This window comes from Pseudarthrobacter sp. MDT1-40-2 (assembly GCF_059383595.1).
Map to the genome: position 1 here is coordinate 123,023 of NZ_JBWZCL010000005.1, position 23,685 is coordinate 146,707.

At 63.3% G+C, this 23,685-nt stretch carries 20 protein-coding genes; 8 read left to right on the forward strand and 12 right to left on the reverse strand.

The window, feature by feature from the left end:
• Positions 1-22: 22 nt before the first annotated feature.
• The 3 genes from xdhC to AC50X5_RS14555 are packed head-to-tail and all read right to left on the reverse strand — an operon-like array spanning position 23 to position 4,747.
• Positions 23-877, reverse strand: coding sequence for a xanthine dehydrogenase accessory protein XdhC (gene xdhC, locus AC50X5_RS14545; protein ID WP_494976783.1), 855 nt, complete (start codon positions 875-877; stop codon positions 23-25).
• Positions 837-3,239 (reverse strand): xanthine dehydrogenase molybdopterin binding subunit, encoded by a 2,403-nt coding sequence (gene xdhB, locus AC50X5_RS14550; protein WP_494976784.1) that lies wholly within the window; start codon positions 3,237-3,239, stop codon positions 837-839. Before xdhB ends, xdhC begins: the two co-directional genes overlap by 41 nt.
• Positions 3,236-4,747, reverse strand: coding sequence for a xanthine dehydrogenase small subunit (locus tag AC50X5_RS14555; protein WP_494976785.1), 1,512 nt, complete (start codon positions 4,745-4,747; stop codon positions 3,236-3,238). The genes xdhB and AC50X5_RS14555 overlap by 4 nt, the downstream gene beginning before the upstream one ends.
• A 229-nt stretch (positions 4,748-4,976) precedes the next feature.
• Between AC50X5_RS14555 and AC50X5_RS14560 the strand changes: the two genes are divergently transcribed.
• Both AC50X5_RS14560 and AC50X5_RS14565 read left to right on the forward strand, forming a co-directional pair.
• Complete coding sequence (locus tag AC50X5_RS14560; protein WP_494976786.1) at positions 4,977-5,519, forward strand: NUDIX hydrolase; 543 nt, start codon at positions 4,977-4,979, stop codon at positions 5,517-5,519.
• A 32-nt stretch (positions 5,520-5,551) separates the two neighbouring features.
• Entirely contained in the window at positions 5,552-5,911 is a 360-nt protein-coding gene (locus tag AC50X5_RS14565) for a hypothetical protein (RefSeq protein WP_494976787.1), read from the forward strand.
• Between the two features lie 15 nt (positions 5,912-5,926).
• On the opposite strand, the gene AC50X5_RS14570 is transcribed toward AC50X5_RS14565, so the two are convergent.
• Together AC50X5_RS14570 and AC50X5_RS14575 are read right to left on the reverse strand one after the other, a co-directional pair.
• A complete protein-coding gene (locus AC50X5_RS14570) occupies positions 5,927-6,787 on the reverse strand; it encodes an SDR family oxidoreductase (protein WP_494976788.1) in 861 nt (286 codons plus the stop codon).
• A gap of 20 nt (positions 6,788-6,807) precedes the next feature.
• Entirely contained in the window at positions 6,808-7,716 is a 909-nt protein-coding gene (locus AC50X5_RS14575) for an MSMEG_6728 family protein (protein ID WP_494976789.1), read from the reverse strand.
• 216 nt (positions 7,717-7,932) lie between these two features.
• Here AC50X5_RS14575 and AC50X5_RS14580 point away from each other — a divergent pair, with 216 nt between their 5' ends.
• Entirely contained in the window at positions 7,933-8,499 is a 567-nt protein-coding gene (locus AC50X5_RS14580; protein WP_494976880.1) for a hypothetical protein, read from the forward strand.
• 79 nt (positions 8,500-8,578) lie between these two features.
• On the opposite strand, the gene AC50X5_RS14585 is transcribed toward AC50X5_RS14580, so the two are convergent.
• Complete coding sequence (locus AC50X5_RS14585) at positions 8,579-9,238, reverse strand: transglycosylase family protein (RefSeq protein ID WP_494976790.1); 660 nt, start codon at positions 9,236-9,238, stop codon at positions 8,579-8,581.
• Between the two features lie 266 nt (positions 9,239-9,504).
• On the opposite strand from AC50X5_RS14585, the gene AC50X5_RS14590 reads away from it, so the two are divergent.
• The 3 genes from AC50X5_RS14590 (at position 9,505) to AC50X5_RS14600 (ending at position 12,003) form a co-directional block, all read left to right on the forward strand.
• Positions 9,505-10,506: an adenosine deaminase gene (locus AC50X5_RS14590; RefSeq protein ID WP_494976791.1), complete on the forward strand. Its 1,002-nt coding sequence runs from the start codon at positions 9,505-9,507 to the stop codon at positions 10,504-10,506.
• A 261-nt stretch (positions 10,507-10,767) separates the two neighbouring features.
• Positions 10,768-11,706, forward strand: coding sequence for a pullulanase X25 domain-containing protein (locus tag AC50X5_RS14595; protein WP_494976792.1), 939 nt, complete (start codon positions 10,768-10,770; stop codon positions 11,704-11,706).
• A gap of 12 nt (positions 11,707-11,718) precedes the next feature.
• The gene (locus AC50X5_RS14600; RefSeq protein WP_494976881.1) at positions 11,719-12,003 is read left to right on the forward strand and encodes an acylphosphatase; all 285 of its coding nucleotides are present in this window, start codon (positions 11,719-11,721) and stop codon (positions 12,001-12,003) included.
• Positions 12,004-12,023: 20 nt separating this feature from the next.
• Here the strand turns inward: AC50X5_RS14600 and AC50X5_RS14605 are convergent, their stop codons facing one another.
• The 3 genes from AC50X5_RS14605 to AC50X5_RS14615 all read right to left on the reverse strand — a co-directional run bounded on the left by AC50X5_RS14605 (position 12,024) and on the right by AC50X5_RS14615 (position 18,748).
• Positions 12,024-15,683: a TM0106 family RecB-like putative nuclease gene (locus tag AC50X5_RS14605; protein WP_494976793.1), complete on the reverse strand. Its 3,660-nt coding sequence runs from the start codon at positions 15,681-15,683 to the stop codon at positions 12,024-12,026.
• A 119-nt stretch (positions 15,684-15,802) separates the two neighbouring features.
• Entirely contained in the window at positions 15,803-17,002 is a 1,200-nt protein-coding gene (locus tag AC50X5_RS14610) for a TerC family protein (protein WP_494976794.1), read from the reverse strand.
• 36 nt (positions 17,003-17,038) lie between these two features.
• A complete protein-coding gene (locus tag AC50X5_RS14615; protein ID WP_494976795.1) occupies positions 17,039-18,748 on the reverse strand; it encodes a RecQ family ATP-dependent DNA helicase in 1,710 nt (569 codons plus the stop codon).
• Positions 18,749-18,892: 144 nt separating this feature from the next.
• Here AC50X5_RS14615 and AC50X5_RS14620 point away from each other — a divergent pair, with 144 nt between their 5' ends.
• On the forward strand, positions 18,893-19,237 hold the full coding sequence (locus tag AC50X5_RS14620; RefSeq protein WP_494976796.1) for a GNAT family N-acetyltransferase: 345 nt from the start codon (positions 18,893-18,895) through the stop codon (positions 19,235-19,237).
• A gap of 62 nt (positions 19,238-19,299) precedes the next feature.
• Here AC50X5_RS14620 and AC50X5_RS14625 read toward each other — a convergent pair whose 3' ends face one another.
• The 3 genes from AC50X5_RS14625 to AC50X5_RS14635 all read right to left on the reverse strand — a co-directional run bounded on the left by AC50X5_RS14625 (position 19,300) and on the right by AC50X5_RS14635 (position 22,023).
• Positions 19,300-20,481, reverse strand: a complete 1,182-nt coding sequence (locus AC50X5_RS14625; protein WP_494976797.1) for an ABC transporter substrate-binding protein — start codon at positions 20,479-20,481, stop codon at positions 19,300-19,302.
• A 203-nt stretch (positions 20,482-20,684) separates the two neighbouring features.
• Positions 20,685-21,641 (reverse strand): aminoglycoside phosphotransferase family protein, encoded by a 957-nt coding sequence (locus AC50X5_RS14630; RefSeq protein WP_494976798.1) that lies wholly within the window; start codon positions 21,639-21,641, stop codon positions 20,685-20,687.
• Between the two features lie 58 nt (positions 21,642-21,699).
• Entirely contained in the window at positions 21,700-22,023 is a 324-nt protein-coding gene (locus AC50X5_RS14635; RefSeq protein WP_494976799.1) for a hypothetical protein, read from the reverse strand.
• A gap of 199 nt (positions 22,024-22,222) precedes the next feature.
• Between AC50X5_RS14635 and AC50X5_RS14640 the strand changes: the two genes are divergently transcribed.
• A protein-coding gene (locus tag AC50X5_RS14640) for an IS3 family transposase (protein ID WP_494976800.1) occupies positions 22,223-23,313 on the forward strand; the annotation gives its coding sequence in 2 pieces (ribosomal slippage) (positions 22,223-22,439 and positions 22,439-23,313; 1,092 coding nt in all).
• Positions 23,314-23,685 lie beyond the last annotated feature (372 nt).

Sequence of the window (23,685 nt, forward strand, 5' to 3'; positions counted from 1 at the left end):
GATCAGGGGAGTGGGCCGGCGCTCATCCAGAAGTGGAAATCTCCGTGGTTAGCTGCTGAAGCAGGTTCCCGGCGGCGCTGATGGCGATGACCGCGGGGTCTTTGCCGCTGATACCCGGAAGCCCAATCGGGCACTGGATAGTGTCGATGAGCGGATCGTCATGTCCTTCAGCCTGCAGTTTCTGGCGAAATCTGGACCATTTCGCTCGAGACCCGATCAAGGCGATTGATGTGAGGTCGCCCCGGCGCAGAGCGGCGTCGCAGAGCAGGAAGTCCTCGGCGTGGTCGTGGGTCATGATGAACACATGCGATCCTGCGGGCAGTGTTGCCAGAGCGGAGTCCGGAACAGCAGTGTGCAGAAGGTGGACGTCTGCCGTCCCCTCCATGACGTGAGCGAGCTGCGCGGGGTCAAGTTGTTCGGATCTGCTGTCCACGAGAAGCAGGCGGATCGGCAGCCGGGAAAGAATCCTGGCCAGCTCGTGTCCCACATGTCCCGCTCCAAAGACGGCGACGGTGGGACGCGGGAGGACAGGTTCGAGGAGGACGCTGGCGACGCCTCCGCAGCACTGCCTCCCGTGTTGCGTGACTGCATGTTCGTTGAGCGGGAAGGTCAAGCTTTCAGGGACGGTAGTGCCCGCCATGAGCATCTCCCGTGCCCGGTCTATCACCGTTGCTTCGAGGTTCCCGCCGCCGATGCTGCCCCAGGATGCTTCGGCGCTGACGACCATCTTAGCTCCGGCATCCCGCGGGGCATGGCCTCTTACCTCGGTGACCGTTGCCAAAACCCCTGGTGAGCCCGCCGAACGTAGGCTTTGAAGCGCCCGCAGCCAGTCCATATCAGTGGGCGGAGGTAGGAACCCGCGAGGCCGCGGACCCATCCGTCATCAGTGCGGAGCCGGAAGGGGCCGTGGCAGCCTCACGGGCCGCCTGGATCGCCCAAAAAACCGCCTCGGGGGTTGCGGGGCTGTCCAGTTCGACGGGCCGATCGCCGGAACCGAACGTGGCCACAGCCTGCCGGAGCGCCTCCCTGACACTGAAAGCGAGCATAAAGGGTGGTTCGCCGACAGCTTTGGACCCATAGACCACACCGCTCTCAGTGGCTTGCTCGAAGAGGTGGACATTGAACTCCTCAGGCATCTCAGAGAAGCTCGGCAATTTATAGGTGCTGGCTGACTGCGTCGCCAGCCGTCCCCGGTGTTCTCCGTCGGACTCGTCCCAGTGCAGTTGTTCCAGGGTCAGCCAGCCGGCACCTTGGACGAAGCCACCCTCAACCTGCCCGAGGTCGATGAGCGGGGAAAGGCTGTCGCCGACATCGTGGACGATGTCGGTCCGCAGCAGGCGGTAAGCGCCGGTAAAGGCGTCCACTTCAACTTCGGAAACGGCAGCCCCAAAGGAGAAATACTTGAACGGTTCGCCCTGCATGCGGGCGCTGTCCCAGTGCAGGCCCTCGGTGCGGTAGTAGCCGGCAGCCCACAGCGGGACGCGCTGGAAGTAGGCATCGTGGACCAGTTCAGCGAAAGTTAGGTCCCTGTCGTGGAAGCCGATCCCGGTCACCTTACCGTTCACGAACCTGACATCATCGGGGTGGATATTCAGTTTGCGCGCCGCCACCTGCGCTAGGTTCTCGCTTATTTGCTCGCATGCGTTCTTGACCGCACCGCCGTTCAGGTCAGCACCCGAACTTGCCGCCGTCGCTGAGGTGTTGGGTACCTTGTCCGTACGCGTCGGAGCCAGACGCACGACATCCAAGGGCACCCCCAGGGCAGTGGCAGCCACCTGGCGCATCTTGGTGTGCAGACCCTGGCCCATCTCTGTGCCGCCGTGATTGATCAGGACGGAGCCGTCCTTGTAGACATGGACGAGGGCGCCGGCCTGGTTGAATGCCGTGAGGTTGAATGAGATGCCGAACTTCACGGGAGTAATAGCGAGGCCGCGGCGGGTGTGTGGGTGCGAGGCGTTGAAACGGTGAACCTGTTCCTGCCGTCGACTGAAGTCGGCACGTTCGAGCAACGTCGCCCAAATAGAGTGCAGCCGCTCAGCATGTCGGACCGGCTGGCCGTAGGGTGTGCTTTGACCCGGAAGGTAGAGGTTGCGGCGTCGTAGTTCGGCAGGGTCCAGGCCTAACAGCGGTGCGCATCTTCCGAGGAGGTCCTCGATGACCAGCATCCCCTGCGGGCCGCCGAACCCACGGAAAGCCGTTTGCGATGTCTTGTTGGTCTTCGCGATCCGGCCCTCAACGTGCACGTTGGGGATCCAATACGAATTGTCGATGTGGCAGAGCGCACGTGCGAGTACCGGTTCGGAAAGGTCCAGACTCCACCCGCCATCGCTGGTAAGCGTCGCTTTCAGGGCCTGGAGATGACCGTCCTGGTCAAATCCTGCCTCCCATTGGGCGTGGAAGGGGTGGCGTTTGCCTGACAACGTGATGTCCTGGGTGCGGTTGAGTCGAAGGCGAACGGGCCGGCCGGTGAGAGTCGCGCCGAGGGCGGCGATGGCAGCGAAACCATGCGGCTGCATCTCCTTTCCGCCGAAGGCACCTCCCATGCGGAGGCATTGGACGGTGACGTCGTTGCTGTTCAGGCCAAGGACATGAGCCACGATCTCCTGCGTTTCGGAGGGGTGCTGGGTGCTGCTGTGGACGAACACCTGCCCGCTCTCATCGACATAGACGAACGAAGCATGGGTCTCCAGGTAGAAGTGTTCCTGCCCGCCGAATTCGATCTCCCCGCTGAACCGGTGGACGGCGTCCTGCAGGGCAGAGTCCGCATCACCTCTGCTGACTGTTGGGTGGTGGCCCTGGAAGCTCTCCGCCCTGATGGCCTCCGTGAGCGTCAAAAGCGATGGCAACGGGTCGTAATCGACTTCAACTGCCTCGGCTCCCAACCGGGCGGCCTCAAGCGTCTCTCCCAGTACCCAGCAGACGGCATGGCCATAAAACATCACCTCAGTAGGAAACAGCGGCTCGTCATGCTTGATGCCTGCATCATTAATGCCCGGCACATCCGCCGCGGTTAACACCCGGACCACCCCGGGAATCTCCAGGGCACGCTGGGTTCTCAGGGATGTTACGAGTGCGTGGGCATGTGGAGCCTGGACCGGCCAGGCGTGGAGCACGTTCTGGCTGCGGACAATGAGATCGTCTGTGTAGAGCGCGGTTCCTGTCACGTGCAGGGCAGAGCTCTCGTGCGAGACGGGCAGTCCGACAACGGAGTTGAGGGGGCGATCAGCCAAGGATTTCATCGGGTTACCTCCATAGCCCCGGCGGGGGATGTTTCTGCGTGAAACTTGAGAACTGCCTGTTCCAGCATCGCTGAACGATACCTGGCGCTGGCCCTCAAGTCGTCGATGGGGGTGCCTTCAGTGGACATGATGGTTGCGGCTGCCTGGGCTACGTCAGGTGTCCATGGTTGTCCCTCCAGGGCCTGCTCGGTTCGCGAGGCACGGATCGGGGTGGCGGCCACTCCGCCGAGACCGATCCGTATGGAGGAGATTGTGCCTCCGTCCAGCTGCATGGCGAAGGCGATGGCAGCGCTTGAGATGTCATCGAAACGCCGTTTGGAAATCTTGTAAAAGGCGGTCCGGTTCGACAGGGGCAACGGGATGCGCACTGCGCGGAGCAGCTCGTCAGGTTCCTTGACGCTCTGGCGGTACCCGGTGAAGTAGGAGGCAAGAGAAATTTCGCGCTCCCCGCTGGCGGAGATCAGTACGACAGACGCGTTGAGGGCAAGCAGCGCGGGAGCTGAGTCGCCGATAGGTGACCCCGTCGCGAGGTTGCCGCCGAAGGTTGCCGCATTGCGGATCAGCCGGGAGGCAAACTGGGGGAAGAGCTGGGTCAATAGCGGGATCCGTCCGGCGAGTCCGCGTTCGACTTCAGTGAGCGTCAGAGCAGAGCCGATCTCTATCCGGTCGGTTGTGACTTCGAGGACCCGCAGCGGCTCCAGCCGGTCAATGGCCAAGGTCAGCTGAGGTCGGGTGTGCCTGAGATTGACCTCCACTCCAAGGTCGGTGGAACCCGCTACCAGCTTGGCTGCCGGATTCTGCTGGAGAAGTTCCAAGATTTCCTCCATGGTCTGTGGCCTGATAAAACGTGCACCACCGGCGGCAGTACGGGTTGATCGAGCGGCGGGGGCCGGCCGGCCCTGCCGGAGCAATAAGGGGTCGGTCTCGGCCGGGGTATCCAGTGAGTACGCCGCATCCCGGATAGGCCGGTAGCCCGTGCAGCGGCAGAGGTTGCCGCTCAGGGCATGCAGATCAAAGCCGTTCGGACCGCATTGGTGATCGGTCGCGTGCTCCTCGCCCACTACTGCGGTGCCGCTCTGCACCGAAGCATCTAAGGTGGAGGCGGTCCGCTCAGGGCGGTAGTACTCAGCGGCCATGGAACAGACGAAACCTGGAGTGCAATAGCCGCACTGGGAGCCGCCGCGGTCGGCCATCTCCCGTTGGACAGGGTGCAGGTCTTCAACAGCACGAGGTCCCTGTGCTCTGCCCAAACCCTCTGCGGTGATGATTTCCTGGCCGTCGAACGCCAAGACGGGTGGCAGGCAGGCATTCACTGATGTCCACCGGCTCCGTTCGGGCCCGTCCGGACGCGCGACCATGACGGCGCAGGCGCCGCACTCGCCTTCTGCACAGCCTTCTTTGGCTCCGGTCAGACCCTCTGCTCTCAACCAGTCAAGCAGCCGTGTATGCGGGTTCTCCCCGTCACACTCGTGCAGGTCGCCGTTAACTGTAATTCGGATAGGGTCCATGTCCGCGTCTCCTCAGTGCCCCTGCGAGGGACAACACCTAATAGTGATTGCTTACCGCACGCCACTTCAGTGCCGAAGGGTTGATTCAGCGGCGAAGGGGTGTGATGCACGCCATACTGCTGTCCTTTGGTGCAGTTTATACCCGCTCGATGGAAAAGCAATTCCATCATCCGGAACGTGTTGTCCGTTCGCGTTCGTGCTGCAAACTAGCAGGATGCCTCTGAACAATTTGCTGACCAGCCTCGGCGCACTTCCTGAATCAGGACCGCGGGAGGCGTATCTGCGGTTCCTGAAGGAAGCGGGGGACGCCGCGTTACGTCGGAACGGCGGTCCGGAGCACGTCACGGGGTCCTGTTTCGTGTTTTCGCCTGAATTCGATCAGGTTCTCCTGTGTTTCCATCGCAAGGGGCAGTTCTGGGTGCAGTTCGGCGGGCATATCGAGCTGCAGGACGCCTCGGTGGCGGAAGCCGCGCAGAGGGAGGCTCGCGAGGAGTCCGGAATTGGCGGGCTCGTCCTGCTTTCTTCCGCGGTCGTGGATCTTGACCGGCACGATCTGCAGGGGGGATTCTCATGCGCCGTGCACTGGGATGTGGGGTTCGCTGCGGCTATCGCTCCGGATGTCGAAATCTCCGTGAGTGATGAAAGCGAGGACGTTCGCTGGTTCCCGATCAACGAATTGCCAGCTCAGGTGCCGGCAGGCTTTCGCGCGCGCCTGGAAGGGGCCCGGCGCGCGGCCATGTCACTGGACTTCACGTCCGCGGAACATTTCTGACAGGGCGGAACATTTCTGACAGGGTGGAGGGCATGACGTATTTTCTTGAGTACACAGTGCCAGCATCGGAAGATGACGCCGAGTTCGAGATCCCGCATGATGAGATCAATTCCGGCGTGACCATCCCGCTCACCGAAACCGGCGCGGAGGTCATCCACATCACCGAACTGCCGGCACGGTCAGCAATTGTCGGAGCCACCACGGCCGAGGCCAAGATCGAGGCAGAGCAGTTGCTGCTTCACAGCCGGGCCACGTCCGGGCGGCTGTACGACGATCCATCCGCCTCACTCGACGCCGGCGTCGGCAAGCTTGTTGCGAGGTTCAACGAGGGCGAAGGTTGGACCGACGTCGATAGTTCCAGCGGCGAGCCCGCGCGCCTTCCAGAAGACTGATCTGCTGAAGAAATCTTACGGGTGCCGCGTGCCTTCGCCGGCCAGGATGCTGCGGTAGCCTTCCCGGAACGTCGGGAAGGCTAACTCCAGTCCGGTGGACCGCAGCTTCGCGTTGTTGCACCGCTTGTTGCCGCCGCGGGCCTCTGCTCCAGGGCCCGACGGCGGCGCCTCGCGTCCCAGCTCCACGGCCAGGAAGCGTAAAACATCACCCAGCTCTGCGGGGTCGTTGTCCACGCCGATATAAACGGGCGCGGCAGGGCCGTCCATGGTGCACAGCCGCACTATAGCGGCCGCGGCGTCGTCGCGGTGGATGCGGTTGGTGAACCGTGGATCCTCCGGGATGACTGCTTTGCCTGTTGCTACCTGGTCGATCAGCCTGGTGCGGCCCGGACCGTATATACCGCCCAGCCGGAGCGCGATGGCCTCCGTCGCCCTGCCGGACACCCAGTCCTGCAGCAGCTCCTCCGCCTCCAACAAGATGCGGCCTGAGAATCCGCCCGGTTCCGGCGTCGTGCTTTCATCGATCCAACCGCCGCCCGCGTCGCCGTACACCGCAGTCGAGGAGACGAACAGGATGCGCCGCGGCACCACGCCGTCGCGGTCCAGCGCGGCCAGGACGTTGCGGACGCCGTCGACGTAGGCAGTCCGATAGGCGCTCTCGGTGGGGGAATCAGCAGCAACTGAGATTACGACGGCGGCAGTCGCCGCCGGGATCCGCGGCAGGCTTGCACTGCCCAGGTCAGCCGCTGCACCTTCAATAGCGGGCGGAAGCTTGGCGGGGGAGCGCCGCCACCCCGTCACCCGGTGGCCCGCAGCAATGAAACGGAGGGCTGCCTCGGTGCCCAGGTCGCCGCAACCGGCAATCAGAACCTGCATATCCGTTGGTCCCGCTGCGCTCAGGGGGCCGTGACCGGGAAGAAGACGCGCGGATCCTGCAGCCGTGCCGGGTAATCGAAGGCGTCGCGGTCCAGGATGGCAGTGACGGTGAAGTTCCTTCCGAAGCGTCCGTCGTCAAGGGTGATGGGCCGCCCATGCACCTTGCCCAGCGCATACCTGGCGCCGCCTTCGAGCTCCACAGCCACATCGGTGTTGCCCGGCAGCGTCCGGAACGCCTCTTCCTGGGCCACCCGCTTACGCGTAGGCTTTTTCTCCTTGACGGGAGGCAACTTCCGCAGGGGCTGCGTTGGCCGGCGCGAGGTCTCCTCCACGTACACAGGACTGTAACCGTCGGGTTCCGGAACCGGCGCTGCCGCCTTACCGCGCACCGGAGGCAGGGCAACCCGGGTCAGGGTTTCCGGGTCCACCTCAGGGTGCGGGGAACGCAGGATCCACAGAACGTCGTTTACCGGGTCTTCAGGGATGAACTCGTGGCGGGGTTCAGGCCAGACGTAATCAAGATTTGACGGGATGTCGCCAAAGAGGGGGCCGTAGAACTTGGAATCCTTGTGCACCAGTTTGGACCGGTGGCTCAGGTGGAGCGCAGGATCGCCGAGCCAGTAAGGCAGGGGGATCTTTGCTGCGTAGTCGGGGTGGGCCGCCTGGGGCGCGAATTCGGTGATGTTCTGGCGGGTGTTATCAGCATGGCCGCGCCGGGTCCATTCATCCACCATGGCCAGGCTGTACATGGTCATGGCCGGAACATGGCCCATCCACATTCGAACGGCCGGATGTGTCTGCCAGCCGTAGGCCGGAATGACCAGGGCGCGCAGGACTTGCAGCGCCTCAACACGCTGTTTACCCAGCCGGGCAGTGTCCAAAGCGGCGGCACTTTGCCTGAAGTCAGGGTAGGGGAGGAAAGTCTGCATCCTTTCAGTCTGACGGCTGTTCGGCTGTGCGCCAATTCGGCCAGTGTTCACATGTTGGACCCATGCATACTTTCCCCTGGAGCAGGGACTAAGATGACCGGCAACGTTCCAGCCTTCCAGTACCCAGTTTTTTGGAGCCCGGCCATGTCACACAGTTCCTCCTCGCAGCAGCCCACGCCCGCTCCTGATGCAGCCAGGCTTCCCCGGTACGGCCAAATGCTGCCGCCGGAAGCCAACGGGATCCTGGTCCTGGACGAGTTTGTGCTCGATTCCTCCGCTGCCCGCAAGGAACAGCATGGCTTCCGTTCCACCTTGGCGGCCGCGGCCCTGACCGTGCGGCGGATTATCGCCTTGCGGATCGTCATAGCCATTGTTGCCATCGCCAACCTGCCGTTGTTCCTGCTGTCCAGCGGTTGGTGGATCTACGCGGTGTCGCTCGCACTGGTCATCGGCGTTCACGTCGCGGTGTCCCTGCTTAACAGGCACGAGCCGCGGCTGCGCCAGAAGAGCCAGCTTCAGCTTCACATGCACCGTGAGAGCAGCAGCAATTACCGGCAGGTGCGTGACGCCGTCAAGTACGTGATCGACACCCCTGCCCGGATGAACGAGCACTTGTACCTGGAGCTTCTGGCCGTCAAGCGTGTTGCCTTGAACCTGGCACACGGGACGGTGGCGCTCCTGGACACTACCGACGACTCTGCGTGGAAGGTCCGCATTGTGCGCGAAATTCCCACGCTGCGGCCCGCCGCCATTAGTCCCGATGCACACCAAGTAGCCGTCTAAACCAAAACTGGCTCGCAGTAGATGTCGTCACAACAGATGTTGACGACGTTAACTGCGAGCCAGTCGGGTTTGTGGGGGACTAGGCCGGGAGGTGCAGCACCTGGCCGGCAAACACCAGGTTGGGATCTGCGATGGTGCCTGCGTTGACATCGGCCAGCAGTTGCCAGCCGCCTTCGATGCCCAGCTTCTCGGCGACGGTGCTGAGCGTGTCGCCCGCCTGCAGCGTGTAGGTTTCTCCGCTCAGGGCAACCTCTGCCACGTGGCGCGCCGCGGTCCCGGCAGCCGGGCCCTGGACAGGCGCGGCCTGAAGGGGTGCCTGCTGGGCGGGTGCCTGCTGGACCGGCGCCTGCTGGACCTGCACTGACTGGGTGGTGACGCCGGTGGCGCCGCCGCTCAGGCCAAGCGATGCCGAGCACGCGGGCCATGCACCCCAGCCCTGGCCGGCCAATACGTTTTCAGCCACGGCGATCTGCTGCTCACGGCTGGCCTCAGCGGCACTGCCGGTGCCGCCGTAGGCAGCCCAGGTGGTGGGACTGAACTGCAGGCCACCGGAGTATCCGTTGCCCGTGTTGGTAGCCCAATTGCCACCGCTTTCACACTGCGCAAGGGCGTCCCAGGTAGCTCCGTCGGCGGCGTTGGCCGCAGTTGCGGAGAGTGCAAGACCTGTAACGGAGAACGCTGAGACAGCGGCCACGGAGAGTCCGCGGCGCGCGACAGTACGGAATGAAGTGTTTTTCATGCTGTTCAGATGCTCCTGAGGGCCACCAGCGCTCGGCCCGTCCCCGGGCGTTTTCGCGCAACCGCCCACCCTCTGACGTAAATAGAGGTCATCGTGCGGTGGCTGCCGGCGGGCAGTTGCGGTGGTGGCAGCACCGGGCATTCAAGGCGCCCGCCGGAGCGGGCATCCCACCAAAATAGGCGATGTCATGGCCGTTATCAAATCGAGATAATTCCTGAAGGATTGCTGGGAAATACCTTGTTGGCTGGAGTGCATAGTCTTAGGGGATGGAAACGAACACGGAGCACAGCCAGTCAGCCCTCACCGTCGCCGAACTGCACCTGCACATTGAGGGCACACTGGAGCCGGAACTGATCTTCGAGCTGGCTGGACGCAACGGCATGGAGCTGCCCTACAGGGATCTCGACCACTTGCGTGAGCGCTATGAATTCACTGACCTGCAGTCCTTCCTGGACCTCTACTACGCGAATATGTCCGTCCTGCAGACCGAGCAGGACTTCGCTGACATGACCAGGGCCTATCTCACCCGTGCAGCAGCTGCCGGTGTCCGGCACGCTGAGATCATGATGGATCCACAGGCACACCTGTCCCGGGGTGTTTCCCTGGAAACGTGCATCAACGGCGTAGCTTCGGTTCTGGCCCGCTCGGAGGAGGAATTCGGCATTTCCACCCTGCTGATCGCAGCCTTCCTGCGGGATCTCCCGGAGGAATCAGCGCTCGAGGTCCTGGAGTCGCTGCTTGCCATGGGCGCCCCCATCGGTGCAATCGGCCTTGATTCCGCTGAGGTGGGAAATCCGCCGTCGAAGTTTGTCCGCCTCTATGACCGCGCGCGGCAGGCCGGTCTCCGACTTACTGCCCATGCCGGCGAAGAGGGTCCTGCATCTTACATCGTGGAGGCACTGGACCTGCTGGGCGTGGATCGGATTGATCACGGCATCCGTTGCATGGAAGACGCTGAACTGGTGGAACGGCTGGTTGATGCCCGCGTCCCGCTCACGGTCTGCCCGCTCTCCAACGTGCGGCTGCGCGCCGTGGACACGCTGGCTGATCATCCGTTGCCGGCCATGATCGCGGCGGGCTTGAATGTCTCAGTCAACTCGGACGACCCCGCCTACTTTGGCGGCTATGTGGACGACAACTTCACGCAGCTGGACGCCGTGCTGGGACTGTCGGCCTTCGACAGGGCCCGGCTGGCCGCGAACTCCATCCACTCCTCGTTCGCCTCCGAAGAGCGCAAGGCCGAGCTTCTGGCAGAGCTCAACGCCTGACCTCGCCACACCTCTGTCACAAACCCCCCGCTTTGTACTTCGGTGGCATCGGTTTGGGTAAAATCTTGGAATATGCGCGCGTTGGCATACTTCACGGCAACGCACGGGTCGAGCCAACGGCCCTTCCGCACACCCGTCCGGAGCGTCCCGGCGTCGGCAGCTCGACGTTCACGACACACAAAGTTCATCAGTTCGCGTCGCACGAATTAACGGGCTGCAGGCAAACTGCTTAGAGTCCGTCCGCATTAACCAAGGGGAACCATGGCCAAGATCACCGTTGAAAATTCCAGCCTCCGCCTGAAGTCCGTCCTGGACGTCCTGACCGAAAGTGTTTGGTCAGGAACCCCGCTGAACGCCGGCCAGGTGCTGGCCGAAGCCACCGCCCGGGTACCGTTTAGCACGCACGAGGCCGAACTGCTCAGCGGCGGCATTCCGCGCGGGCACAAGACCCTCACCGCCGCGACTGCCAAACTGGTGAAGGCCGGCTGGCTGGTCAAGAGCCGTTCCGGCTGGTCCATCACCGAAGATGGAATGCGCGCCACCGTAGCCTTCCCCGATGCTGACTCTTTTGCGGAAGCGCTCGACGCCGGCACTCCCGTTCCGGCCGGCACTCCCGTCCCGGAGGCTCCGGCAGGAACAGCAGGAAAAGGAAAAGCCGCAGGAAAAACTGCGCAGAAGACAGCAGGCAAGGCCCAGGTGAAGGACGCGGCCCCTGCGACGGATCATGCCACCGTGGGCCAGAAGGCCGCCCAGCTGATCGAAGATGCGGTCAAGCCCGTGGTCAAGGCTGTTCGTTCCCGGAAGGCCAAGGCCGCTGAGTCGGCAGCAGCAACGAACGGCAGCACGCCCGAAATGGAGCAGCCGGCGGCAACGGTGGCCTCCGCCGTCGAAAGTTTCCCGCAGCCCGAGGCCGTGGCAGTGGCCGGGGACTTCAACACCCTGCTGGGCGCCCGGGAGAATTGGGCACCGCAATACGACGAAACCCAGCTCAGCTTCGATGCCCTGGACCAGCTGTGGAAGATGACGGCCGAGCTCCCTGCGGGCTTCTACAGCTTCAAGATCGCGTTGAACCGGTCCTGGGATGAGAACTACGGCGCGTTCGGCACGTTCGACGGCCCCAACCACGAGATTCACCATTCCGGCGGCCCGCTGACCATCAGGTACGACCACCGCACGCGGGACATCACCATCAACAGTTGAGGGGTGGCTTCCATGGAGCCAGCAGACAGCGTCCGGCTGACTGCCCGCGTGTTCGGCATGGTTCAAGGCGTGGGCTTCCGCTACCAGACAGCACGCACTGCTGAGAAGCTGGGCCTGGCCGGGCTTGCGGAAAACCTTGACGACGGTTCGGTGGCTATCACGGCGGAAGGATCGGAAGATCGGGTGCTCGAACTTTTGGCCTGGCTCCGATCCGGCGATGCGCCGGGCCGGGTGGAGCGTGTTGAAGACCATCTGTCGGCAGCCCTGGGTGGCTTCCAGGGTTTCGGCTCCCGCTGAGCCCGCAGCACCGTCGCCCGCTAGGTGCTGGGGCTGAGGCCCAGGAAGGCTCCCAGTTCTTCCAGGGCCTCTGGCCGGTGCGGCATGTAGTTCGTCAATTCGGGGGAGCGGATCACGACTGCCCGCCACTGCCCCCGGGAGACGGCCACGTTAATCCGGTTGCGGTTCAACAGGAATGCGGCGCCGCGGGGTGCCTCGGCAACGGCCGAACACGCCATGGACACCAGGACCACCGGGGCCTCCTGGCCCTGGAACTTGTCTACGGTGCCCACCCGGATTTCGCTCAAGCCTGCTTTGTCCAGCGCACGGCGTATCAGCTGGACCTGCGCGTTGTAAGCGGCCACTACCAGAATGTCCTGCCCGGACAAAGCGCGCAGGGACTCACCGTCCCCCGGATTCCACTTCAGCCCCAAGTGCCGTTTGGCCTGATGGAGCACCTCCACAGCCTCCTCTTCCGAGTGCGTGGTGTTGCCAAAGTGCTGGACAAAAACGGTTTCGACGCCGGGCGGCAGCTCCTCGAGGCTGCGCCGGGAGGCCGCGGGCGCAGAACTTAGCCGCCCTTCATAGCTGAGGACTGACACGGCGCGGCATAGATCAGGATGCATCCGCCAGCTGTCGGCCAGGAAATAGCCCAGCTCTGAGGGCAGGGTAGCGTGGCCGGCCGCGAGCCAGCCCAGGGCTGATTCATCCACCGGCTCCGGATGTGAGCCCTGGGTCACCTGCGGGAGCTGCTGCGGATCGCCCAAGAGGAGCAGGCGTTTGGCCGCCCGGGATACTGCCAGCGTGTTGGCCAGGGAGAACTGCCCGGCTTCGTCGATCACCAGGAGATCCAGGGAACCGGCCGGAACATGGCGGCCCGTCATGGTCCACGCTGTTCCGCCAACCAGGCAACCTCCTGGGGAATCGATCAAGGCAGCGACGTCGGCGTCCGCAGTCCTCTGCCAGGGCACCTTGTGCTCAATGCCGGGCCTCTTCGCCACCACATCCGGATCCACGCCACCGGTATCGATGGCACGGCACATCAGGTTCTCCACTACGTTGTGCGACTGGCCCACCACGCCGATTTTCCAGCCCAAAGCCACCAGGTTGCCAATGACATGAGCGCCAACGAACGTCTTGCCGGTGCCTGGCGGGCCTTGAACGGCGAGGTAGGAGCGGTCAAGGTCCTGCAGGGATGCGGCGATCGCGGACGCGTAGTCGGCTCCGCTGTTGGTAACTGGTACTGGTGCCGGGCCGGAGAAGGTGTGGAAACGGGGCGGAACCTTACGCAGGATGTCGAGGCCGGGATGTTCCGGCAGCGACGGCACCATGGAACCCACCAGTTGTGCCAGTTCCTTCAGGGCGGCCTCGATGCTGGCCGTTGCCAGCGGTTGGTCGTCAGTGAGGGCCATGGGAACGTGATGGTAGGCCGGGACTTTTTTGCTCTCCCGCTCGGCAATGGTGACCAGCCATTTGCCCGCCTGGTCTGTGGAAGCTTCCAGGGCCGTGATGGCCGTGCCGAAACTGTAGGAACGCGCCAGTGGGTCCGAGTCGGATGCAGACATTCCAACAGGCCCCGGCGGGTCGTAGAGCCGGCACCAGGTGGACCCTGCCTTAAAGTCCGAGCCCTCGGTCATGCTGCCCAGCAGGCGCAGGGTACGGGTTCTCATCCGCTCGCCGGGTTTGGCCAACGCCCAGTCCCGGGCAACCTCCGCGGATTCCACGACAAACACGTTCCGGTGATCGGACCACCTGTCCAGCTCCGCCCCAGTCCTGTCGAAGTGCTCCCACCAGAACTGCTTGCGTTCGCGACGGTGGTACCCGGTAGCGGCGGCCACCATGGCAATGGCGCGTTCATCATCGCACCACGGACGGTCATCCGGAAGCCTGGCCAGGTACTCCCGCAACCTGATCTCCTCGGCAGTGGCGTCGGGGTCCACCTGTAGGATTCCCGCCGGAGGCGCCACTGTGACAGGAGGAACCTGCCCGGACGCCGCCTCTTCGCTCCCAACTTCTATAGCGCTCCCCACGAAGGCACCGCCGTCGTGCTTTACCTCCAGGTTCCGCAACCCCAGCAACCAGCCGCGGAGCCGAAGCGTGGAGAGACAGTCGTATTCGTTGTAGTCGGAGATCGATTCGAGGATTCGATGTGCTTCGGCGGTATCCCCGGAATCGCGTGCTGCGCAGTAGGCGGCGTAGGCCACGACGGAGGCGCCGGCGTCTTTGACGTCCCCGGAGCGCAGGTTGCTGCCCATATACAGCGGCTCGAGTTTTTTGATGGAGTACGAGGCCTCGGAGATGCGCAGGGATTGCCGGACCACGGCGTAAAGATCAACCAGCAGGCCTTGACGCAGCCACGTATCGACTGTTTCCTCGCCCGCCAGATGGGCCAGGGAGAGCTTGCGCAGGGCGGATTTTTCATAGGCGGCGTAGTGATAAACGTGCATGTCCGGGAAGCGGGCGCGGCGTTCTTCCACGTACGCCAGGAAGTCCAGGAACGTCTGGCGCTCGCCGGACAGGGAGTGCGCCCAGAACGGCTTGAAAACCGGGGGAGCGGTGCTGCCGGGCGTAGGAGCCTCGATTACGCCGAACAGGTACTCGATGCCCCACTTGCCGGTGGCTGGATCCTGCCAGAGCGGATCTCCTTCGAAGTCGAAGAAGATGTCTCCCGGGCTGGGCGGCGGGATCTGGTCCAAGGTGTTCTCCTCCAGCACCTTGAAGGCCACCTGGTGCTCCTCGCCGTCCCGGGTGAAGGTCCGGGAACCATGCGGCTGATCCAGCCCCAGCTGCATGCGGGCCTGATCCCGAAATTTGGTGAGCGGACCCGTGGCTTCTGAAGACGGCAGTTCGGCCAGCGCATCAATAGTGCCGATGCCTGCGGCCAGGAGTTTCTTGCGCTGCACCAGGGACATGCCGGCCACCATCAGCAGGTCCCGGTGAAGCCGGACCTGTTCCGCGCAGTAATCGCACCTGCCGCAGTGAACCAGCCCAGGCTGCTGCCATTGCACGACGGCACCCGTGTCCCGGTGGACGCTGGTCAGCTGGCGGAAGCGCCGGCGTCGTTCGCGGAATACGGGCAACAGGTCCGGAAGGGAGTGGTGGCTGCGGAGCCAATCAGTACCCACCCGGGTGCCCAGCACCAGGGTGACCACGGGTGATGGTTCCAGCCCCATGGCCAGCAGTTGGTCTCCGTAAGCGGCCAGCTGCAGCAGTGCCCCTACCTTGGCGTGCCGGGCCAGTTTGGTGTCCCACACTTCGTACCGGCCCGCTTCCGGGGTGCCTGCGTGCTCATTGACCAGAAAATCGGCGTAGCCCAGAAACTCGCCGTCAAAGAACGTAGCCTGGAAGACGACGTCCGCTCCGGAACGCAGTGCCTGCTCCGTTTCCGCGTGCTTTGCCAGCAGGGACTCGCGGGTGTTGGCGTCCCGGTCAATAAGGTAGACGCCTCCCGAACGCGACGGATCCCAGCGCCCGTAGCGTTCAATCAGGGAATCGAGCACCGTGTTCTCATGCTTGTCCCCGAGCCGCCCGGCGCGTTCCTGCATGGGGTCCACGGGGAATTCGGCCTTGGGGGCGCGGCCGAGCTTCTCGTCGAGGATGCGGAGCGCGCGGTACTCACAATCCGCCGCGGCCACCAGATCGCTGGCGGAAAACACCAGATCTTCCGGCCCGCCGGCGACGGCGGATTCGAGCAAAAACACAGGGCCTCCCCATCAAGAGCCTGATGCCGGATGCGCCATAAAGGCGTCATGCAGCTACTCCAAAGAATCTAGCAAGCAGCTCTGACAATGTGTGGCGGCCGCAGGTGCAAGATGCAGCGTCAGCCGTGTCCGGCTGCTCGCACCTGAGCCCGGTCGTGCTCCGCGTGTGCTCGGCGGAGCAGGTCCAGGAACTCCTGCTCGTTGCGGATCAGCCGCCGGTACTTTTCCGGCAGTGCCCGGATCTGTGCTTCCTCGCGGCACATCTTGGCGAAGATCTTGTCCCGCTCGGCCATGTCCGTTTCGTAGTTCAGGTCCAGGTAGTCGATGGCGTGCATCCTGGCAGCGGAAACGGCGTTCTTGGCCTTGCCCTTGTTGCTGAAGAGGGACGCCAGGACGGTAACCAGGAGGACGCCAAGGATGACGCTCAAGGACATTTCGGTGCTGACTTCCACCACGTTGACGTGCTCGCCGTCGTTGATGAAAGGCAGGGTGTTCTCATGCAGGGCGTGCAGGATCAGCTTGACGCCGATGAAGCCCAGAATGACGGCCAGTCCGTAGGAGAGGAAGATGAGGCGGTCCAGCAGGCCGTCAATCAGGAAAAACAGCTGACGAAGGCCCATCAGGGAGAAGGCCGTGGCGGTGAACACGATGAACACGTTCTGCGTCAGCCCGAAGATGGCGGGAATGGAATCCAGCGCAAAGAGGATGTCCGTGCCGCCGATCGCGACCATCACCAGGAGCATCGGGGTGAGGACCTTCTTGCCGTCCACTACTGTGAACAGCTTGTCGCCGTCGAAGTGATCCGACGCCGGCAGGAACTTCTTGGCCAGGCGCACCATGAGGCCTTCGGCGTCTTTGTCGTGGTCGTCCGGTTTGAGCAGGTTCCCGGCGGTCAGCAGCAGGATCAGGCCGAAAAGATAGAAGATCCAGGAGAAGCTGTTGATCAGGGCGGCGCCCAGGAAGATGAAAGCCGTGCGCGCTATCAGGGAGAACACAATGCCGAAAAGCAGCACTTTCTGCTGGTCCGCGCGCGGCACCCGGAAGCTGGACATGATGATCAGGAACACAAAGAGGTTGTCCACGGACAACGCCTTCTCCGTGACGTAACCGGCAAAGTATTCGGTGCCCATGGTGGGCCCGCCAAATACCAGCACGCCGACGCCGAAGAGCAGCGCAATGCCGACGTAAATGGCCGACCAGATGGTGGATTCCTTGAGCGTAGGCGTGTGTGCCTTGCGTACGTGGAAAAAGAAATCGAAGGCCAGCAGGCCGACGATTCCAATAATTGTCAGGGTCCAGACAAGAGGAGATACTTCCATGCTGCAGCCTTTCTTCGGAGACTTCCTCCAGCCTACCTAAGCTGGCTTGAGCAGGCCGCCGTCCACTACAGACGTCAGCGATAGCGTCTTGTAGCCCTCCTGCTCGAAAAGGACTGTGATGACACCGTCCTCGTGCCGCATCACCAGCCCCGGGCCCCACTCCTTATGGACCACGCCGGACTGCAGCGGGAACTGTTCTGCTCCCTCAGGAGAACCCTGCGCGCCAGCGGAAGCGCCGCCGTCGTTGTTATCCGCCTCCAGCGAGCGGCGGGCAGCTTCCTCCTCGCAGGAATCGCAGTTGCCGCACGGCTCCGGCAGGTCCTCGCCGAAGTAGCCCAGCAGGAACTGCCGGCGGCAGCCGTCCGTCTCCGCGTACCCGCGCATCATGGTGATCCGGGACTGGTCCACCCGCTGCCTGGCTTCGGCAAGTTCGACGGCGGCACTTACCAGGGCGGGCAGCTTTGCCTTGGAGATGAGCTTGACTCCGCGCTTCCCGCTCTTGAGCGCGCCGATCTCCGAAAGCTGGTTCAGCAGCCCCGTGATGCGACGGGCCGGAAAACCGGTGGTGGTGGCCAGCGAAGCCTTGGAGACCGGGCCATCAGCGTGGTGGAGCACCTCCAGCACGGCCAGCAGCGATTTTTCGTTCGGCTTGTGGGTGCCGAAAAACTTCCGCAGGCCCAGGTCCTCCGGGCGGTAGTGGAGTACCGCGGAGGCAGGGCTGCTGTCGCGGCCGGACCGCCCGACCTCCTGGTAGTAGGCATCCAGCGACTCCGGGATATCCGCGTGGACTACGAAGCGCACGTCCGGCTTGTCGATCCCCATGCCGAATGCCGTGGTGGCAACCACAACGTCCAGCGCACCGTCCATGAAGTCGCCGTGGATGCGCTCGCGGTCAGCCGCCTTCCGGCCTGCATGGTAGGCGTCCGTGCGCAGTCCTTTGTCCGCGAGGCTGGCCGCATACTGCTCTGTGTCCTTGCGGGTGGCGGCGTATAGCAAGCCGCTGCCGGCCTTCTTTCCAGCCGTTCCGCCCTGGGCCAGTTCCGTCACGTGTTCCACCACTGCCCGGATCTTCGCCTTGTCGGCTTCATGGCGGACCACTTCCAGCCGGATGTTTGGCCGGTCGAAGCCCTTGACCAGTACCAGCGGGTCCCGCATGCCAAGCCGTCCCGCGATTTCCTCCCGGACCGGAGGTGAGGCTGTTGCGGTGAGCGCGGCCACGGGAGGGTTGCCCAACCGCTCGCGGACGTTGCCCAGTGTGAGGTAGTCCGGACGGAAATCGTGGCCCCACGAGGAGACGCAATGGGCCTCATCCACCACGAGCAGTGCAATATCCAAGCCGGATAGACGCTCCACTGTTTCCGGTTTGGCCAACTGCTCCGGCGCCAGGAACAGAAAGGCAGCCACCCCGTCCTCCACGGCCTTCCACGCCGCCGCCACCTCCGAATCGCTGCGGGAGGAATTGACGGCGACGGCGGCATCTTGGCCAAGGTCCTGCGCCAACCAGTCCAGCTGGTCCTCCTGCAGGGAGATGAGGGGTGAAACCACGACGGCGGGGCGTTGCGTTTGCTGGTGGAGGCGCAGCGCGGCCACCTGGTAGATCGCGGATTTGCCGTAGCCGGTGGGCATGACGGCCAGCACGTCGCGTCCGTCAGCCAGCGCCGCCATGCCGGCGAGCTGGCCGTCGCGTAGCTCGGGGAGTTTGAAAAAGGAAGCGGCGAGGGCGGCAAGGGCCTGGTTCTGGGACATTGTTACGGCTCCGCAAGGATCGTTCTGGCGGCCGGTGGCTTCAGCCGTGATGACCAGCCTAGCGCGGGGCGGGTCCTGTCCGCCTACCGCACCCGGAGGAAGGGATGAGGCAAACTGGCAGGGAACACCTACCGAAGGAGAGCTATGGGCGAGATCACTGTTAGCCACAATCCAGCACGCCAGCGTTTTGAACTGCTCGACGGCGGCAAGGTCATCGGGAAGGCCGCTTACCGGGAGTACGCACACAACGGCTCGCCGCAGCGGATTTTTTACCACACCGTGGTCAACGACGAATACGGCGGGCAGGGCCTTGGCGTCACCCTCGCCAGGGGAGCGCTTGACGCAACAGTGAGTGACGGCGTCGGGATTGTTCCGGTGTGCCCGTTCATCAAGAAGTTCGTGGGCAGGCACCATGAGTACGCCGCCTCTTTGGCTGCCGTGACCCCGGACCACCTGCAGTTCCTGGAGTCCGCCCTGCACAGCGCCTGACCCACCCCATGGCGCAGCCGCACCTTTCCAGTCCTTCAGCGGAAGGTGCGGCTGGACCGTGGCTACTCCCTGCCGAGCCCAGCCGTTGAGATCTTGTCGCCGGTTATGCCGTTGAGCGCGGCAAGATCGAAGATGCCGTTGATGTCGGCCTGCTTGGTGGTACCCGCCGCCACGCCGTCATCCAGAAGCTTCTGGTAGGTTCCGGCCAGCGGATCCACGGTGAACACGATGTTCTTCAGGGAGCGGTCGATCACGTCCGCCTTCAGCTCTGCCCCCGCAGCTTCCTTCAGGGCAGCGTTAAGGACAGAAGCCTTTTCGTCGTTGGCTGTCTTGTTCAGCCACTCCACCGACTTCACATGGCCCTTCAGCAGTGCCTTCACGGTGTCCGGATGGTCTGTGGCGAATTTCTTGCTCACGATCAGGATGGTGGTGGGGAACTCACCTGGCTTGCCGGACAGTGAGCCGTCCCACAGGTCCTTCTCATCCACCAGCACCTTCGCCCCGGCGGTCAACACCAGTCGGGAGGCCCACGGCTCAGGCAACCATGCTCCGTCCAGTTTTCCGTCCTGGAACAGCTTCAGCGTTTGTGCGTTTTCGGTGGGGTTGATGGCGACATCGCCGCTGCCGTTCACGTTGGTTTTGTAGCCCTGGGATGCCAGCCAGGCGCGGAGGGCAACGTCCTGCGTGCCGCCCAGCTGCGGGGAGGCAAGGGTCTTGCCTTTGAGGTCGGCGGCGGAGTTGATCTCCGGCTTCACCACCAGCTGTGCCCCGCCGGCGGCAGCACCGGCGATGATGTTCAAGGACTCGCCGCCGCTTTTAACGAATGAGTTGATTGCCGGGTTGGGGCCGATGTACGTGGCGTCGATCGCCCCGGCGTTAAGCGCCTCGATGGCGGCTGGGCCGGCGTTGAACACTTGGGTGGTGAGCTTGGTGCCGCTCAACTCCTCAGCGATGTAGCCTTGGCTGACGCCCACCAGGGCGGGGGCGTGGGTGATGTTGCCAAAGTAGCCAAGCCTCAGTTCCGTTGCCGTATTCCTGGCGGGCGCGGCGTCCTGGGCTGTAGCCGGGGTGCCACCGCTGTTGACGGCGTAGGCCACTGCAGCGCCGCCGCCTACCAGAGCGATGACTGCCGCTGCAATGCCGATCTTCAGGCCGAAGGGGCGTTTTGGAGTAGCGGACTGGCCGGCGACTATGCGGGTGGACCCCTGCGTGTTTTCTTGACTCTTGTTCGAGGGTTCTGACATGAGGATTTCCTTTGCCGGGCGGATGTTGAGACGAGATTACGGAGGCCCAAGGGGCGCCACAACCGATCCGGTAGCAGGCGTTCACAGGACGTAGCGAATGCTTAACAGGCGGTAGCGCAGAGTCAAGGTACGTCGCGGAAAGCAACAAAACGGCTCGCCCATCCGACTGCTTGAAGACCCGGGGGTAACCCGATTTTTGTGCGCTACGTCCTGCGTTGCTGGGCGGCCCCAGCAATTGCTGGCGGTTGCACGGCAGCACTGCTTGATGCACTATCCAGGACACGATCGAGGGCTTCCCGTCCTGCGGGTCCCCATGTCGGCTTGCCACCCGGAAGGCCCCGGTCACCGTTCTGACCCATCAGCATGAGGAACAGGCTCTTCAGCGCAGCCAGTCCGCGGGCCCGCCGGATTGTCGCCTCGTCTGCATTCGCGTACACGTCAAAAAACCGTGAGGCGGCACCGGCAGGAAGGACCACCCACGCCGCTGCCAGGTCCCATGCAGGATCACCGGCGAACAGGTCACCAAAGTCGATAACACCCGAAAGAGTGCCGTCCGTGACGACGACGTTCGCGGGATGAAGATCACCATGCACCCACACGGACGGGCCCTCCCACTCTGGCGCCGTAACGGCATCCGCCCAGACGGCCCGGACGTCATCGGCGATACCGCTGGGAGCAACGGCTCGAAGGAAGTGGTTAAAGCTCTCGGTGCACCTCTTCGGGTGAGCACCGCGGTCCGAACTGGTCGGCGCTTCTACGGGCGCTTCGACATGGAGCGCTCTGAGGAAGCCTGCAAGGTTCTCGGCCGAGTGGTTCCCGCGGTTGATCCTGGTGTAATCCAGCGGCTCACCGGGAACCCACGTCATGACAGTCCAGGGCTGCGGGAAGAGCGCGGACGGTACGCCGAGCCGTACAGGAACCGGAACCGGAAGCGGCAGGCGCGGAGCCAGAATGGGCAGCCATCGGCGCTCTTTGACTTGGAGGTCCGGGGCACGTTCCGAACGTGGCATACGCACAGCCAACTTGCCCCCAAGGCGCCACTGCTGGTTATCCCACCCACCCGTTACTTCACGGATGGCCAGCCCAGCAAGGTCCGGATGCTGCTCCTGCAGCAGGGTATGGACCAGGTCCGCTGTGATCGTAATTTCGGGCTTGATCATACGAGGCACGGTACTACGCCACCTCTCAGCGTTTGCCGCGGACGAATCCATCCTGAACTTAGCCACCGGACAAGTCGAGCACCTCTCGTGCAAGTGAAACGAGAGACGCGGTCTCCCAAGCCGGACCCTCAGCCCAGGTGCGTATACGGGTCGCGAGGCCACTGTCGTTGAAAAGGAGGCGACGGATTCTCCACTTACCGCCGCCAAGCCAACTGCCGCCCTCGAGCAGGAGCAGATCGGCCGCGTCGCGGAAAAGGTCTGATGCCAGGGCGAAGGTTTCGGCGCCGTTCCGGCTACCTACTACGTCGTCAATAAGGGCACTCAGGTTGTAACGGCGAAGATCACGTTCGTCATCGGTCAAGGGCCTTGGGCCCTGGGCCATGTGTTCTTGTGCCCGCAGTTGCCATTGCTCCCCGACGCCGTTGTCGGTGAGGAGGATCCCCTTGGTTGGGTTCCCGGTAAGGAGTCCAGTGTTTGTGTGAGTTTTGTGTCCGAGAATGGGCACAGGAGGAAATTCACGAATCATGGCACGCAGACACACCCCTGAGCAGGTCATCGCCAAGGTCCGGTAGGGCCAGAAGATGCTCAAGGAGGGCCGCCCGATGGTCGAGGTTATCAAGGAGCTCCAGGTCACCGAGGCGACCTGGTACCGATGGCTGAACCAGTACGGGTCGGAGAAGAACGCCGAGGCGTCCAAGCGGACCAAGGAGTTGGAGAAGGAGAACGCCCGGCTTAAGCGGCTGTTGGCGGAGAAGGAACTGGCCATCGACATCCTGAACGAGGTGGCGAAGGGAAAATTCTGAGCCCCGAACCCCGCCGCCGTGCCGTGCGCATGGCGGTGGAGAAGTTCGGGGCATCCGAACGCTTCGCCTGCAAGGTCTTGGGGCAGAACCGGTCGGCGTTCCGCAAAAAGAAGCCCGACATGGGCTTCGAAGAGGCGCAGCTCCGCTCGGAGCTGCGTGCCACCGCAGTGAAGCACCCGGCGTGGGGCTGGCGGAAGGCCCGCTGGCACTTGCTGGCCCAGCCGGCGTGGGACGGGGCGGCGCTGAACCGGAAGCGCATCCGCAGGCTCTGGCGCGACGAAGGTCTGACCTGCAAGCCGCGGGCCCGGAAGAAGCGCCGCACCGGCCCCGGTGCCGGAGAACAGAAACGCCTGACGGCCGAGTATCCGATGCATGTGGTCAGCTTCGACTTCCAGTCCGACGTGACCTCCTGCGGCCGGCATATCCGGTTTTTCAACGTCATCGACGAATACACCCGAACAGCGCTGGCGGTTATCCCGCGGAGGTCGTTCAAGGCCACAGACGTGGTCGCGGTGCTGGAGAACATCATCGCCGAAACCGGCACCGCACCGACCTACATCCGCTGCGACAACGGGCCGGAATTCACCGCCACGGCGCTTATCAAGTGGTGCAACACCGCCGGCGTCGATACCGCATTCATCGACCCCGGATCACCCTGGCAGAACGGCTTCATCGAATCCTTTAACGCCCAATTCAGAAGGGAGCAACTCGCCGGAGAAATCATGGACACCATGGCCGAAGCGAAGTATTTGGCCGACGAATGGAAAGCTATCTACAATCATGAACGGCCCCACGGATCCCTGGACGGCATGACGCCGAAACGCTACTGGGACAACTGGACCGAGCAAAACCAATTAGCTATCGCATAGACACTGGACTGCTAACGGGGGCCAACCAATAGGGCCTCATTGATTTGGTTAGATTCTGGGCTTGCCAATACGAACTACTGACCACGCTCAGCGCATGTCCCGACCTGAATGATGCCAAGATCGAATGAGCAGTGCTCAGTGTGGGTGCGACGAGGCTGAGCATCGTTATTTGACTTCATCGCTGTCGCTGCTTCGAGCCTAAGGTGTGGCCAACCCCAATTGCCCACTTCTCCATCGACCGTGCACCACCCGTAGCCGCACCCTTCGGAGCTGCTTCGCATCTGCTCAATAAATGCGGACATTGACGAACATGTTGCGGATCCGAAGATTGAGAGTGTCTGATTCGCGCAAACTGAGTTGTAGCTCGCCACG